The sequence below is a fragment of the Mesorhizobium sp. WSM4871 genome, from assembly GCF_055811295.1.
Window position 1 is genome coordinate 246,687 of the sequence record NZ_JBVVPU010000002.1, and the last position, 14,113, is coordinate 260,799.

12 protein-coding genes are annotated in these 14,113 nt (G+C 62.5%); 6 read left to right on the plus strand and 6 right to left on the minus strand.

From position 1 onward, the window contains the following. Positions 1-216 precede the first annotated feature (216 nt). Positions 217-678, minus strand: a complete 462-nt coding sequence (locus tag AC0L2H_RS04575) for a RidA family protein (protein WP_473589088.1) — start codon at positions 676-678, stop codon at positions 217-219. 154 nt (positions 679-832) lie between these two features. Between AC0L2H_RS04575 and AC0L2H_RS04580 the strand changes: the two genes are divergently transcribed. Both AC0L2H_RS04580 and AC0L2H_RS04585 read left to right on the plus strand, forming a co-directional pair. Continuing rightward, positions 833-1,900: a CobW family GTP-binding protein gene (locus AC0L2H_RS04580; protein WP_473589089.1), complete on the plus strand. Its 1,068-nt coding sequence runs from the start codon at positions 833-835 to the stop codon at positions 1,898-1,900. Between the two features lie 248 nt (positions 1,901-2,148). Then, positions 2,149-3,123 (plus strand): WD40 repeat domain-containing protein, encoded by a 975-nt coding sequence (locus tag AC0L2H_RS04585; RefSeq protein ID WP_473589090.1) that lies wholly within the window; start codon positions 2,149-2,151, stop codon positions 3,121-3,123. Positions 3,124-3,134: 11 nt separating this feature from the next. Here AC0L2H_RS04585 and AC0L2H_RS04590 read toward each other — a convergent pair whose 3' ends face one another. Continuing rightward, the gene (locus tag AC0L2H_RS04590; RefSeq protein ID WP_473589091.1) at positions 3,135-3,587 is read right to left on the minus strand and encodes a hypothetical protein; all 453 of its coding nucleotides are present in this window, start codon (positions 3,585-3,587) and stop codon (positions 3,135-3,137) included. A gap of 164 nt (positions 3,588-3,751) precedes the next feature. On the opposite strand from AC0L2H_RS04590, the gene AC0L2H_RS04595 reads away from it, so the two are divergent. From AC0L2H_RS04595 to AC0L2H_RS04610, 4 genes are all read left to right on the plus strand, one after another. Further along, a complete protein-coding gene (locus AC0L2H_RS04595) occupies positions 3,752-5,134 on the plus strand; it encodes an aspartate aminotransferase family protein (protein WP_473589092.1) in 1,383 nt (460 codons plus the stop codon). A 14-nt stretch (positions 5,135-5,148) separates the two neighbouring features. Beyond that, complete coding sequence (locus AC0L2H_RS04600) at positions 5,149-6,570, plus strand: glutamine synthetase family protein (protein WP_473589093.1); 1,422 nt, start codon at positions 5,149-5,151, stop codon at positions 6,568-6,570. 95 nt (positions 6,571-6,665) lie between these two features. Next, positions 6,666-7,901 (plus strand): putative DNA modification/repair radical SAM protein, encoded by a 1,236-nt coding sequence (locus tag AC0L2H_RS04605; protein ID WP_473589094.1) that lies wholly within the window; start codon positions 6,666-6,668, stop codon positions 7,899-7,901. A gap of 3 nt (positions 7,902-7,904) precedes the next feature. After that, positions 7,905-9,389: a UdgX family uracil-DNA binding protein gene (locus tag AC0L2H_RS04610; protein ID WP_473589095.1), complete on the plus strand. Its 1,485-nt coding sequence runs from the start codon at positions 7,905-7,907 to the stop codon at positions 9,387-9,389. A 14-nt stretch (positions 9,390-9,403) separates the two neighbouring features. On the opposite strand, the gene AC0L2H_RS04615 is transcribed toward AC0L2H_RS04610, so the two are convergent. From AC0L2H_RS04615 to AC0L2H_RS04630, 4 genes are all read right to left on the minus strand, one after another. Beyond that, a complete protein-coding gene (locus tag AC0L2H_RS04615; protein ID WP_473589096.1) occupies positions 9,404-10,669 on the minus strand; it encodes a glycerate kinase type-2 family protein in 1,266 nt (421 codons plus the stop codon). A gap of 175 nt (positions 10,670-10,844) precedes the next feature. Next, entirely contained in the window at positions 10,845-11,351 is a 507-nt protein-coding gene (locus AC0L2H_RS04620; RefSeq protein WP_473589097.1) for a heme-degrading domain-containing protein, read from the minus strand. Positions 11,352-11,460: 109 nt separating this feature from the next. Then, positions 11,461-12,774, minus strand: coding sequence for a guanine deaminase (gene guaD, locus AC0L2H_RS04625; RefSeq protein ID WP_473589098.1), 1,314 nt, complete (start codon positions 12,772-12,774; stop codon positions 11,461-11,463). 1 nt (position 12,775) lies between these two features. Further along, the gene (locus AC0L2H_RS04630) at positions 12,776-13,993 is read right to left on the minus strand and encodes a urate hydroxylase PuuD (protein ID WP_473589099.1); all 1,218 of its coding nucleotides are present in this window, start codon (positions 13,991-13,993) and stop codon (positions 12,776-12,778) included. Between the last annotated feature and the right edge of the window lie 120 nt (positions 13,994-14,113).

Genomic DNA, 14,113 nt, shown 5'->3' on the forward strand with positions numbered 1-14,113 from the left:
CAGCATAGAAGCTGCCGGCCGGTTGGCAATCGACGATCAAAAGAATCCGGCGCCGAGAAACAGCTTTGCCGGCAAGCATTGCGATGTCCGCCGTGGTGATGCCAGATGTTTATTTCAGTTAGATGACAAAGGACTTTGGCGGCAACGCAGCTTCGAGCGCAGCCGATGGACGACGCGCGGCCGCGCCAGGACGTCAGGCTTGTCGCTTACCGGCGGTTAGTCCGGCAGCGCCGCGACCGCAACGATTTCAACGACGATATCGGGTTGGGCCAGCGCTGCAACGCCGATCACTTCCGACGGCGGCGGATTGTTATAGCTGCAATGTTTCGGACAATGCTCGGCAAAGAACTCGTCCAGCACGTCCAGGCGAAAATTGGGGGAACTGAGGACGCCTCCATCCGGAAATGGTCCCTTGATGAAGAAAGTCATCCTGATGAGATGATCGAGCGCGCTGCCGAGTTCTTCCAGATCGGATTTGATATTCGTCAGAATCTCGCGCCACTGCGCGGCCGAATCGCCCGCGAAGCCGCCGCCCTTTTTACCGGCCGGATCGTAGTCGCCAGCCGTCGCCGTATTTCCGCAAAGATAGACGAACCCTTTCGCTCCGCTGACGACTGTGCCTTTCCCCCATGGCATAAGCCGGCCGCATTTGAATTTCTTATGGGTGACAAGGTTCATTTTGTTCTCCCGTCCCCTCAAGAATTCCTGCCAGACCGCGAAACCTGTGGCGATCGAGGCCCTGCATCGATTTTTTGGCCTGGCGGTTTGCAGCGTGCAAATGCCCGGCACACATCCTATATGGAGCCGACAATCTCCTTTTCGAGGCCCAAACATGAGCGATGCACAGACGACGCAGATACCTGTAACCGTTCTCACCGGCTATCTCGGCGCCGGCAAGACGACGCTGCTCAATCGCATCCTCTCGGAAAACCATGGCAAGCGCTATGCCGTCATCGTCAACGAGTTCGGCGAGATCGGCATCGACAATGAGCTGATCGTGGAATCCGACGAGGAAATCTACGAGATGAACAATGGCTGCGTATGCTGCACGGTGCGCGGCGACCTGATCCGTGTCGTCGAAGGCCTGATGCGCCGGCCCGGCCGCTTCGACGCCATCGTGGTCGAAACGACCGGCCTCGCCGATCCCGTGCCGGTGGCGCAGACCTTCTTCATGGATGACGACGTGCGCTCCAAGACCAAGCTCGACGCAGTGGTGGCGCTGGTTGACGCCAAGCATCTGCCGTTGCGGCTGAAGGATTCCCGGGAAGCCGAAGACCAGATCGCCTTTGCCGATGTCGTCGTGCTCAACAAGACCGACCTGGTAACGCCGGAAGAGCTCGCCAAGGTCGAGGCGACGATCCGCGCCATCAACCCGGCGGCCAGGATCCATCGCACGACGCGCGCCGGCGTGGCGCTGTCGGAGGTTCTCGATCGCGGCGCCTTCGATCTTGCCCGGGCGCTGGAGAACGATCCGCATTTTCTCGAGGCGCATGACGAACACGATCATCATGATCACGACCATCACGATCATGACGGCCATGATCACCACCACCATGATCATGAGGGGCACCACCATCACGCCCACGCTTCCGACATCCATGACGTGACGGTGCAGTCGGTGTCGTTGCGCGGCGGCGAGATGGATCCGAAGAAATTCTTCCCGTGGATCGAGAAGATCACCCAGATGGAAGGCCCTAACATCCTGCGGCTGAAGGGCATCATCGCGCTCAAGGGCGACGACGAGCGCTATGTGATCCAGGGCGTGCACATGATCATCGAGGGCGACCACCAGCGCGCCTGGAAGGATGGCGAGAAACATGAGAGCCGGCTGGTGTTCATCGGCCGCGAACTCGACGGCGAGCGGCTGAAGAAGAGTTTCGAGGCCTGCCAGGCGGCTTGATTTCCGAACCTTATAACGTTAGCGCTGCCCCTTCTTCCTTCTCCCCTTGTGGGAGAAGGTGGCCGAGCGAAGCTCGGTCGGATGAGGGGTGTTCCAGCTTGGCACCGGCGGCGATCCGTCCAACACCCCTCATCCGTCTTGGCGCTGCGCGCCAATCCACCTTCTCCCACAAGGGGAGAAGGCGGAGCGCACCTAGCCACGCTGGCGTAGACGGCCGGCAAGCAACAATCTCGAATGGACCAGTTCGCATGCCGACCGTCGCTCCGCTTGATCTCGAAGGCCATTGCATCGCCGCCGTCTTCCTCGGCGACGTGCCGCATTTCGCGCTGGCCGACGGCACCGTTCACCGGCTCGACCACGGCCGCAAGACGGTGCCGGCCAATGACGGGCTGCTCGCCGCCTTCCATGATGCGGCCAACGACCGGCTGATCACCGGTGGCGAGGACGGCAAGGTGTTTGCCGTCAAAGCCGGCGGCGAGGTGACGGAACTGGCGAGCGCCGGCAGGAAATGGATCACCAGCGTTGCCGCCGGGCCGCAAGGCGCCATAGCGTTCGCCTCGGGGAAGGCTGCGTTCGTGCGCTTCGCCGACGGCAAGACGAAGGAATTTGTGCATCCGCGCTCGGTCGAGGGGTTGGCCTTTTCGCCCAAGGGCATGCGTTTCGGCGTTGCCCGCTACAATGGCGCGACGCTGCATTTTCCGGCGGCAGAGGGCAAGCCGGTGGAGCTCGAATGGGCCGGCGCCCATACCGGCATCACTTTTTCGCCGGACGGCGCCTTTCTTGTGACCACCATGCAGGAGAACGCGCTGCATGGCTGGAAGCTCGCCGACGGCAAGCACATGCGCATGAGCGGCTATCCCGGCAAGGTCAAAAGCCTGTCGTGGAGCGTCAAAGGCAAATGGCTGGCGAGTTCCGGCGCGCCGGCGGCGATCGTCTGGCCGTTTTCGAGCAAGGACGGACCGATGGGCAAGGCGCCGCTGGAACTCGGCACGCGCGGCAACGCCATGGTGACATCAGTCGCCTGCCATCCAAGCCAGGATGTGGTCGCCATCGGCTATGACGACGGCATGGTGATGGCGGTGCGCTTTGCCGATGCCAAGGAAGTGCTGCTGCGCCGGCCGGGCAAGGGCGCCATCACCGCGATGATGTGGGACAAGCAAGAGCGCCGCGTCGTCTTTGGCAGCGCTGCTGGCGACTGCGGCGTCATCGATATCTCCGCCTAGTTCGAGAAAAGTTATTCGGCTCTACAGGATACCTTGCCTTTGAGTTCAACCGGCTTGCCATCCTTGTCCGCGTCCGCCGCGGCGTCATAGATAGCCAGCGTATATTGGCCGTCATAGACGCCCTCGTCGCTGGTCTTGGTCAGGATTGTCAGTTCGACATGATTGTAGGTGTCCGCGACCTGGTGCTCGCGATAGATGTTCAGCCGCAATTCCTTGCCGTCGAGCCAGTATTGCGCCAGGTTTGAATCCTCAAAGACCGTCTTGCGCAGACTGTCGCCAGCCGGTCGGGCCTTGATTTCGAGATCGCCGCGAAAATTGAAGGTCGGCCCGCCCATGCCCCTTGTAACGCCGGCCTCGACCTGAAATTCCACCGCCGTATCGTCGGCGGAACACCAGATGCCGCCGCTCGCGAAGGCCGTGCCGACCGACGACAGCAGCACTGTTACGCAGATCATTCCCCGCATTTTCTTCCCCCAAAACCACGAACCCTGTCCCATTGACGCCGGAAGACGATCCGGGGTCAAGCATCAGTTCTCTTCACCGTGGTCGCTGAACTATTACAGGGCCGCGCGGCCAATTGCGGTTCCGGATGCCAACTGGCTAGAATGACGCACGAGAGAGAGCCCTCATGGATACGATCGACCATTCGAAGACCGCGGCCGGCGGCATCAGCGCTGCCCGCATCGCCGAGTTGCGCGAGAGCGAAGCGGCCATCTTCCGCCAGACGCGGCCGAAATCGGCAGCTAAGGCCGGCAACGGCCTGCCCGGCTTCTTCGGCGGGGTGCCGATGCACTGGATGAACGACTGGCCGACGCCGTTTCCAATCCTGGTCGAAAGCGCCAAAGGCGCCACGATCACTGATATCGATGGCAACCGGCTGGATGATTTCTGCCTTGGCGACACCGGCTCGATGTTCGGCCATTCGCCGCCGCCGGTTGCCCGCGCCATCCGTCGGCAGGCCGGACGCGGCCTGACCTATATGCTGCCGTCCGAAGATGCGCTGGCCATCGGCCCGCTGCTGCAACAGCGCTTCGGCCTGCCATTCTGGCAGATCGCCACGACGGCGACCGACGCCAACCGCTTTGCGCTGCGCGTTGCCCGCGCCGTCACCGGCCGCGAGAAGATCCTGGTCTTCAACGGCTGCTATCACGGCTCCGTCGACGAGACCATGGTGCGGCTGGTCGACGGCAGGCCGGCCAACCGGCCGGGGCTTGCCGGCGAATTTCGCGACCTGACCCGGGCGACCGAAATCATCGAGTTCAACGACTTGCCGGCGCTGGAGGCCGCGCTCCGGACCTGTGACATCGCCTGCGTCATCACCGAGCCGGTGCTGACCAATTCCTGCATGGTGCTGCCAGAACGCGGCTTCCACGTGGCGTTGCGGCGGCTCACAAGTGCGGCTGGTACACTGCTTCTGATCGACGAGACGCACACGATCTCGACCGGTCCCGGCGGCTACACCAAGGCGTACGGGCTGGAGCCGGACCTGTTCGTATTGGGTAAACCGATCGCCGGCGGTGTGCCGGCGAGCGTCTGGGGGATGAGCGCAGACGTCGCCACGCGCTATGCCGATTATATCAGGACCAAGGAGCCAGGCTATTCCGGCATGGGCACGACGCTGTCGGCCAATCCGCTGCAATTCGCGGCAATGCGCGCCACGCTGGAAGAGGTGATGACCGACGAGGCCTATACCCATATGGACCGGCTGGCGTGGCGGCTCGACGCCGGGCTGACCGCCGTCATCGATCGCTACCGCCTGCCCTGGCATGTGGCGCGTGTCGGCGCCCGTGTCGAGTTCATCTGCGCGCCCGGCCCGCTGAGGAATGGCGGCGAAGCGGAGGCGGCGCACGCGCCCGAGCTCGAAGCGGCGATCCATGTCGCGCTGGTCAATCTGGGCGTGCTGATTGCGCCCTTCCACAACATGATGCTGATCTCGCCGGCGACGAGTGCGGCCCAGGTGAACCGGCTGATCACCGCCTTCGCGGCGGTTGCGGCGAGGCTCACGGCGTGAGACAAGCTTGCGGCATGAGAGAAGCACGCAAGCCGGACTTGAGTTCCATCATCACCTCGCCTTCGGGTTCCACACCCGCCGAGGCGAAGGCCTTTCTCGACGCACATCCGGAAATCGAAGCCTTCGATATCGTGCTGACCGACGCCAATGGTGTCGGCCGCGGCAAAATCGTGCGCCGGCACGAGCTGATGAGCATCTTCGAAGGCGGCCGGCATATGCCGATCTCGATCCTCGGCCTCGATATCACCGGCGAGGACGTGCACGAGACCGGGCTGATCTGGGCGACCGGCGACGGCGATCTCAGGGCATGGCCGATCCCCGGCACGCTGGTGCCGCTCTACGGCACGCAGCCGCCGCGCGGCCAGGTGCTGATGGCGATGTACCATCTCGACGGCCAGCCGATGCCGTCGGATCCACGGCTGGCGCTGGCCAGGCAGGTCGACATACTGGCGGCAAAAGGCCTCTATCCGGCCGGCGCCTTCGAGCTCGAATTCTTCCTGCTCGCCAATGAGCGCGATGCCGACGGCAAGGTTCAGCCGGCGCATGCCGTGCTCGACGGCCGCCGCTCGGCCAAGACGGAAGTCTATTCCGTCGACCATCTGCACGGCATGGAACCGCTGTTTTCCGACATCTACGCCGCAGCCAAAGCGCAAGGCATTCCGGCCGAAACCGTGATTTCCGAATATGCGCCAGGCCAATACGAATTGACGCTCAACTACCGCAAGGATGTGATGCGGGCGGCCGACGACCTCGTCATGCTGAAGCGGCTGGTGCGGGCGCAGGCGCGCCGCCATGGCGTCACCGCCTGTTTCATGGCCAAGCCGATCGAGAAATATGCCGGTTCCGGCATGCATTTCCACGTCTCGCTGCAGAACAAGGAGGGCCGCAACCTCTTTGCCGAGGCCGGCGGCGAGAGCTGGTCGCTGCCGCTGCTCAACGGGCTCGGCGGTTTGATCCAGACCATGGCGGAATCGATGCTGGTGTTTGCGCCGCACGCCAATTCCTGGCGGCGCTTCGTCTCGCAGTCCTACGCGCCGGTGGCGCCGAGCTGGGGCGTCAACAACCGCTCGGTGGCGCTGCGCGTGCCGGCGGGCGACGCCAGGAACCGGCGCATCGAACATCGGCCATCGGGCGTCGACGCCAACCCCTATCTGGTGGCGGCGACGGTGCTGGCAGCAATCGTGAAGGGGCTGGATGAAGGCCTCGATCCCGGCCCCGAAACCACCGGCAACGGCTATGAGTCGTCCGAGACCCAGACGAGCATGCCGGTCGACTGGCGCGCCGCGATCGAGGCGGCGCGGGCATCAAGCTTCCTGAAGGGCGCGCTCGGCGAAGACCTCCACCGCACCTTCGTGGCGATCAAGCAATCCGAGTATCTGCGGGTCGCGCGCACGGTCAGTGAACTGGATTACCACCTCTACCTGCACGAGGTGTAGTTCCGGACGACCTGACTGGTCGGGCAGCGATCACTTTTTCGCGCCCTATATCAAATGTGATAGCGTAGCTGCGTTTTAGAACATATCATGAACATATGTCAGCGCTTCCTGTTCGCGAAAAGCTTGCAATCCTGTCCGACGCGGCCAAATACGACGCCTCCTGCGCTTCGTCCGGTTCGGCCAAGCGCGATTCGCTGAAATCCGGCGGCATCGGCTCCACCGAAGGCATGGGCATCTGCCACTCCTATGCGCCGGACGGCCGTTGCATCTCGTTGTTGAAGATACTCCTCACCAATTTCTGCATCTACGATTGCAGCTATTGTATCAACCGCTCATCTTCGAATGTGCGCCGCGCCCGCTTCACCATCGACGAGGTGGTGAAGCTGACCATGGATTTCTACCGGCGCAACTACATCGAAGGCCTGTTCCTGTCCTCGGGCGTCATCCGCTCACCGGACGAAACGATGGGCGAGATGGTGGAGGTGGCACGGCGGCTCAGGCTTCACGAGAAATTCTCCGGCTATATCCACCTCAAGACCATTCCTGAAAGTTCACCGGAACTGGTCGAAAAGGCAGGTCTTTATGCCGACCGGCTGTCGATCAATGTCGAACTGCCGACAGATGAAGGCGTGAGAAAATTGGCGCCGGAAAAGAAGCCGGAAGCGATCCGACTCTCGATGGCCAGGCTGCGCCAGAAAATGGAGGCTAAAGCCGAGCCGACGCTGAGAACCAAAAAGCGCGAGCGTTTTGCGCCGGGCGGGCAGTCAACGCAGATGATTGTCGGGGCCGACAAGACTTCCGATGACGGCATCTTGCAGACCAGCGCGCGGCTCTACGGAAGCTATCATCTGCGGCGCGTCTACTACTCCGCCTTCAGCCCGATTCCGGATTCGTCACCGTCCCTGCCCTTGCAAAAACCGCCGCTGATGCGCGAACACCGGCTTTACCAGGCCGATTGGCTGATGCGCTTCTATGGATTTTCACAGCCGGAAATCCTGGCGGGGAGCAGTGACGGCATGCTTGATCTCGCTATCGATCCAAAGCTGGCCTGGGCACTGCGCAACCGCGGCCGGTATCCGGTCGACATCAATCGCGCCAACCGCGAAGTGCTGCTGCGCGTTCCAGGTCTCGGCACAAAGGTGATCGCGAAAATCCTGGAGACCCGGCGCCACCGGCGGCTGCGGCTCGAGGATGTCGGACGCCTCTGCCATTCGATCGCCAAGCTGAGGCCATTCATCGTAGCTGAAGGCTGGTCGCCCGGCGCACTCACCGACACGCAGGACCTGCGCAACAAGATCGAGCGATCCTGCGAGCAACTCTCGCTGTTTTAACCCATGCAGAGACCCACAATCCGAACCGATGAGCTAGACCTTGCCCCACATGTTGTGTGGCTCGACAGCCAGACCGACTTCGCCGGTTGGCGCGATGCGGCACGGCGACTGGCATTGAACGGGATCCGACCTGAGGACATCAGTTGGCAAGTCGCATCAGGCTCCGGTCAGCGCCGGAACAGTTTACCGGCTGTTCCTTCGGAGGCGCGGCTTGTCGTACCGCGTGAATTCATCGAACATGCCGAAACGGCCTTCTGCCACTCCGACCCTGACCGTTTCGCTTTCCTCTACCGGTTCCTCTGGCGGCTGCGCACGGAACCGAAGCTCCTTGCCATTGCATCCGATGGCGATACAAGGCGCCTTGAGACCCTGGAAAAAGCGGTGCGTCGCGATATCCACAAAATGCGGGCGTTTGTGCGCTTCCGAAAGGTCGGCGATGGCGCCAATGAGCGCTACGTCGCCTGGTTCGAGCCCGATCATTTCATCGTCGAGCGCAATGCGGCTTTCTTCGTCCGACGCTTCACTGGCATGCGCTGGACCATTCTGACGCCACAGGCGTCCGCCGACTGGGACGGTGAAAGGCTGGCGATCGGGTCAGGTGCGGCCAAAGGCGATGCGCCGGCGCAGGACGATACCGAAGCGCTGTGGCGCACCTATTTCGAAAACATCTTCAATCCGGCACGGCTGAAGGTGAAAGCGATGCGGAAGGAGATGCCGAAGAAATATTGGCGGAACCTTCCCGAGGCCTCGCTCATTCCAGAGATGATCGCAGGAGCGGACAAGGCCGCCAAGGATATGATTGCCAGAATGCCAACCGCGCCGGCCCCTCATCATGCCAAGGTGCAGGCCAAGCACTGGCCAAGGGGTGGGCTCGCCGAAACCACCGAGGACGATGGCGCAAGCACGATTCCTGAACTCCGCGAGGTGGCGAAAGCCTGCCGCCGTTGTCCGCTGTGGCGCGACGCCACGCAGACCGTGTTCGGCGAAGGACCCGACAAGGCCAAGGTGATCTTCGTCGGCGAACAGCCAGGCGATCAGGAGGATCTCGCCGGCAAGCCTTTCGTCGGCCCGGCCGGCAAGGTCTTCGACGCCATACTGGATGATGCGGACGTCGACCGCCAGAAAGTCTATGTCACCAACGCGGTCAAGCATTTCAAATTCGAGCCGCGCGGCAAGCGACGCATCCATTCCAAGCCGAATGCCGGTGAGGTGCAGGCCTGCCGCTGGTGGCTCGACAAGGAACTCGAGCTGATCAAACCCAATCTGGTGGTGGCGCTCGGCGCGACCGCGGCGCAGTCGCTGCTCGGCAAGGTGGTACCGATCATGAAAATGCGCGGCAAGATCGTCGAGCGCGACGATGGCTTGCGCGTGTTCGTCACGATCCACCCGTCCTTCATCCTGCGCATCCGCGAGCCGGCGGACAAACAGGCGGAACGCGAGCGGTTCCTGCAGGACATGAAGGCGGTGAAGAAGCTGATGGCCGCCTGAGGGTTTGGACGAGCCTACCGGATCAGTATCGCCCTGAGATCATTGACGTTCGTGCCGGTCGGGCCAGGCCGGAAAAGACCGCCGACGGCATTGAAGGCCGTCCAGGCATTGTTGGAGGCAAGCATGGCCTTGGCATCGACGCCTTCTGCTCGCATGCGTGAAACCGTGGAGCCGTCGGCAAAGGCGCCGGCATTGTCCTCCGAACCGTCGATGCCGTCGGTGTCGGCGGCCAGTGCGTCGATGCCGTCCACGCCACTGATGCCGATGGCGAAAGCAAGCAGGAATTCCGAGTTGCGTCCGCCCTTGCCTTTTGCCCGCAACGTCACCGTGGTCTCGCCGCCGGACAGGATCAGCACCGGTTTCGAGAACGGCCGGTTGCGTGTCGCCACCTCGCGCGCGATCGCCGCATGGACGCCGCCGACCTCGCGCGCTTCGCCCTCGATGGAATCGGACAGGATGACCGTCTTGATGCCCTGGCGCCGGGCTTCCCCTGCCGCCGCCTCCAGCGAGACACCGGCCGAGGCGATCAAATGCACTTCATTGCGAGAAAAACGCGGATCGTCGGCGCGTGGTGCATCGGCTGCCGGCGAACTGATATGCGCCATGATGGAAACCGGCAGTTCCATGCCATAGGCCGATATCGAGGCCAGGGCGTCTTCGCGGCTACCGGCATCCGGCACGGTCGGGCCGGAGGCAACCAGCGCAGGGTTGTCGCCGGGGATGTCGGAAACGACCAGCGACACCACCTTGGCCGGATGAGCAGCGGCCGCCAGCCTGCCGCCCTTGATGGTGGAAACATGCTTGCGGATGGTGTTCATCGCCGCGATCGGCGCGCCCGAGGCAAGCAATGCCTCGTTGACGGCGATCTCGTCGGCCAGCGTGAGACCTTCGGCCGGCGACGGCAGCAGCGCCGAGCCGCCACCCGAAATCAGCGCCACGACCAGATCGTCCTCGGTCAAGCCCTGGACCTTCGCCAGCAGCCGACGCGAGGCTTCCAGACCTGCAGCGTCCGGCACCGGATGCGCCGCTTCGATGATCTCGATGCGCTCGCATTTCGCGCCATAGCCGTAGCGGGTGACGACCAGCCCGTCGATCGGCCCATCCCAGACTTTCTCGAAAGCCGCCGCCATCTGCGCCGAACCCTTGCCAGCGCCAATGACGATGGTGCGCCCCTTTGGTTTTGCCGGCAAATGATCCCTTATGGTTTTCTCGGGATCGGCGGCGGCGACAGCGGCGTTGAAGATGGCGGTGAGGAAGGATTTGGGGTCGAGCACGGTCATATCTGCCCGCCATCAGTGGTTTGCGAATTTTTCCGAGGCTGGCGCTGCCCCTCACCCTTACCCTCTCCCCGTATAGATGCGGGGAGAGGGGATCGCCGGCGTTGGAGCGCTTCTCTTCTCCCCGTCCCTATACGGGGAGAAGGTGCCGGCAGGCGGATGAGGGGCGGCGTCAACGTCACGATTTTTCTTCGTGCGGCAATGCCAAATCGCGCCCGTCAATGCCGAGATGCTCACACAATGCGTCGATGACAACGCCATGGTCCTCGCGCTCCGGCAGGCCGGAGACGGCGATCACGCCGATGACGCCGGCGCCCTTGACATTTATGGGAAAACCGCCGCCGGCAAGCACATAATCTGCAATATCCAGCCCTTCGCCGACCTTGAAGCTGCGCTCGGGGCGCTGCTGCTCCAGAACCATGCGATAGGTGCTTCTGAGGTAGCGTCGCACCACATTGATCTTGCGCCGCGCCCAATCCGGATTGGAGGCGTTGGAGCCAGGCATGGCGGCATAGAACAACGGCCGGTCGAAGGTTCTGATATCGACGATGATGGGCAGGTCTTGCCTGAGCGCCCGATCGCGGATCGCCGAGCCGATCTTGAAGGCGACGGCCTCGTCGAAGGCCGGGAAGACGAGCGTGGCTTCCTGTTTCTTGATCAGAGCGATGTCATCCGCAACGGCCATGTCGTTTCCCTGTCAATTTCGCCGCACGCTTTGACCGATGGCTGCCGCCAGGTCAAGCGATGAGTAGTGTCAAGCGACGAGTGGTGTCAGGTGACCGGTAGGGAACGCGCTAAGTCGCCATGTCGCTCTTCGCCGCCTGGCCCGCGACATAAACCTCGCGCACGGCGCGGTCGTCGCCCAATGTCTGCAGCAGAAACAGTTCCTCCGCCAGAGTCTCAATGGTTTCCATCCTGAGCCGCATCGCCGGCGTGGCGCGAGCGTCCAGCACGACAATGTCGGCGTCGGTGTCCTGGTCCAGCGTGCCGACTTTTTCCACGACCGACAGCGCCTCGGCATTGCCGCGGGTGAGCTGCCAGAAGGACTGGAACGGGTTGAGCTTCTCGCCGTTCAGCGCGATGACCTTGTAGCCCTCATCCATGGTGCGCAGCATCGAATAGTTGGTGCCGCCGCCGACATCGGTGGCGGTGGCGATGCGGAGTGCCTTGTCGCGCCTGCGGAAGCGCTGATAGTCGAACAGGCCGGAGCCGAGGAACAGGTTCGACGTCGGGCAGAAGACCGCAATCGACCCCGCATCCGAAATCGCATCGGCCTCGCGTTCCGACAGATGGATGCAGTGGCCAAGCAGGCTCTTTTTCCCAAGCAGCCCGTAATGTTCGTAGACGTCGGTGTAGTCGCGCAGTTGCGGGTAAAGTTCTCGGGTAAAGGCGATCTCGGCGTGGTTTTCCGACAGATGCGTCTGCATGTGCAGATCGGGATGTTCGCGGCAGAGCGCGCCCGCCATCTCCAACTGCTCGGGCGACGAAGTGATGGCGAAGCGCGGCGTGATGGCATAAAGCTGGCGCCCCTTGCCATGCCATTCCTTGATCAGCGCCTTGGTGTCGTCATAGCCCGACTGCGGCGTGTCGAGCACGCCTTCAGGCGCGTTGCGGTCCATCATCACCTTGCCGGCGATGTTTAGCATGTTGCGGTGATGCGATTCGGCAAAGAAAGCCTCGGCCGAAGCCTTGTGCACCGAGCAATAGGCGGCGACCGTCGTCGTGCCATGGCGCACCATCTCGTCGAGGAACAGCCTGGCGATGCGGCGGCCATGCTGGGCGTTCTGGAATTTCGTTTCCTCGGGAAACGTGTAGGTGTTCAGCCAGTCGAGCAGCTCAGCGCCATGGGATGCGATGACCTGCATCTGCGGAAAATGCACATGCGCGTCGATGAAGCCCGGCAACAGCAAATGCGGCCGGTGATCGATCTTCTTTACCCGCTCGCCGGCCTGTTTCTCGATCTCGGCATAGGCGCCGGCAGCGACGATCCGGCCGTCGCGGATGAGCAGGCCGCCATCCTCCTCGTAGCGCCAGGCGGCATGATCGTCGATGGTCTCGGGCCAGCGCAGGAAGGACAGCGTGCGGCCGCGCAGCAGTATGGATGTCATGCTATTTTCCCGCGCCTTCGAACCAGGTCACCAGCAGCGCCCGCTCCTTGTCGCTGATCTCTGTGACATTGGCAGGCGGCATGGCGTGGCTACGGCCGGCCTGCAAATAGATTTCGCGGGCATGCTCGGCTATGGCCGCATCGGTATCCAGCATCACCCCTTTCGGCGCGTGATAGATACCTTCATAGACCGGCTCCTGCGTGTGGCACATCGAACAGCGACCAAGCACGGTGTCGCGCACGGCAGGGAAATGCGCCGATGCGATGTAGACTTGCGCCGCTGCCGATGCTTTGGACTCGCCAGTCAGCACCTTGGGCGCCGTCGACAGCCAGATGATGACGACGAACAGGATGGCGGCGGCGAGCCAGGTCCAGGTCGGGTTGCCCTTGCGCGCATGGACGGTGTTGAAATAGTGCCGGATCAGCACGCCGATGATGAATACCAGCGAGGCGATGACCCAGTTGAACTCAGTGGCAAATGCCAGCGGATAATGGTTCGACAGCATCAGGAACAGGACGGGCAGCGTCAGGTAGTTGTTGTGCAACGAGCGCTGCTTGGCGATCTTGCCATATTTCGGATCGGGCTTCCTGCCGGCGATCAGGTCGGCGACGACGATCTTCTGGTTGGGGATGATGACCATGAAGACATTGGCCGACATGATCGTGGCGGTGATAGCGCCGAGATGCAGGAAGGCGGCGCGGCCGGTGAACAGATGGGTGAGCCCCCAGGCGATAAACACCAGCACGCCATAGAGCACCAGCATCAGGCCGGTGTCGCTCTTGCCGAGCGGCGAGCGGCACAGGAGATCGTAGACTACCCAGCCGACGCCGATCGTGGCCAGCGACAGCAGGATACCTGTAGGCACCGACATCGGCAGCACATTCGGATCGATCAGGAACAGGTCGGCGCCGGCGTAGTAGACGACGCACAGCATGGCGAAGCCCGAGAGCCAGGTGGCGTAGGACTCCCATTTGAACCAGGTCAGATGCTCGGGCATTTCGGCCGGCGCCACCAGATATTTCTGGATGTGGTAGAAGCCGCCGCCATGTACCTGCCACTCCTCGCCAAAGGCGCCGGCAGGCATGCCCGGACGCTGGCGCAGGCCAAGGTCAAGCGCGACGAAATAGAAGGACGAGCCGATCCAGGCGATGCCGGTGACGACGTGCAACCAGCGCACGGCGAAACTCAGCCAGTCCCAGAAAATCGCGAAATCCATCATTGAAGTCGTCCCTGCCGATTGGCTGACTTTACGGTGTGGAGCGCAAACGAAAAGGGGCGAGGCGCACGATGACTTTCAAAAAAAAATGGAAAATACTACAGCGCCGCGCGTCCACTCGGA

Coding starts and splice junctions, on each gene's coding strand:
- AC0L2H_RS04575 (WP_473589088.1), bottom strand. CDS start 678: ATGAACCTTGTCACCCATAAGAAATTCAAATGCGGCCGGCTTATGCCA.
- AC0L2H_RS04580 (WP_473589089.1), top strand. CDS start 833: ATGAGCGATGCACAGACGACGCAGATACCTGTAACCGTTCTCACCGGC.
- AC0L2H_RS04585 (WP_473589090.1), top strand. CDS start 2,149: ATGCCGACCGTCGCTCCGCTTGATCTCGAAGGCCATTGCATCGCCGCC.
- AC0L2H_RS04590 (WP_473589091.1), bottom strand. CDS start 3,587: ATGCGGGGAATGATCTGCGTAACAGTGCTGCTGTCGTCGGTCGGCACG.
- AC0L2H_RS04595 (WP_473589092.1), top strand. CDS start 3,752: ATGGATACGATCGACCATTCGAAGACCGCGGCCGGCGGCATCAGCGCT.
- AC0L2H_RS04600 (WP_473589093.1), top strand. CDS start 5,149: ATGAGAGAAGCACGCAAGCCGGACTTGAGTTCCATCATCACCTCGCCT.
- AC0L2H_RS04605 (WP_473589094.1), top strand. CDS start 6,666: ATGTCAGCGCTTCCTGTTCGCGAAAAGCTTGCAATCCTGTCCGACGCG.
- AC0L2H_RS04610 (WP_473589095.1), top strand. CDS start 7,905: ATGCAGAGACCCACAATCCGAACCGATGAGCTAGACCTTGCCCCACAT.
- AC0L2H_RS04615 (WP_473589096.1), bottom strand. CDS start 10,669: ATGACCGTGCTCGACCCCAAATCCTTCCTCACCGCCATCTTCAACGCC.
- AC0L2H_RS04620 (WP_473589097.1), bottom strand. CDS start 11,351: ATGGCCGTTGCGGATGACATCGCTCTGATCAAGAAACAGGAAGCCACG.
- guaD (WP_473589098.1), bottom strand. CDS start 12,774: ATGACATCCATACTGCTGCGCGGCCGCACGCTGTCCTTCCTGCGCTGG.
- AC0L2H_RS04630 (WP_473589099.1), bottom strand. CDS start 13,993: ATGATGGATTTCGCGATTTTCTGGGACTGGCTGAGTTTCGCCGTGCGC.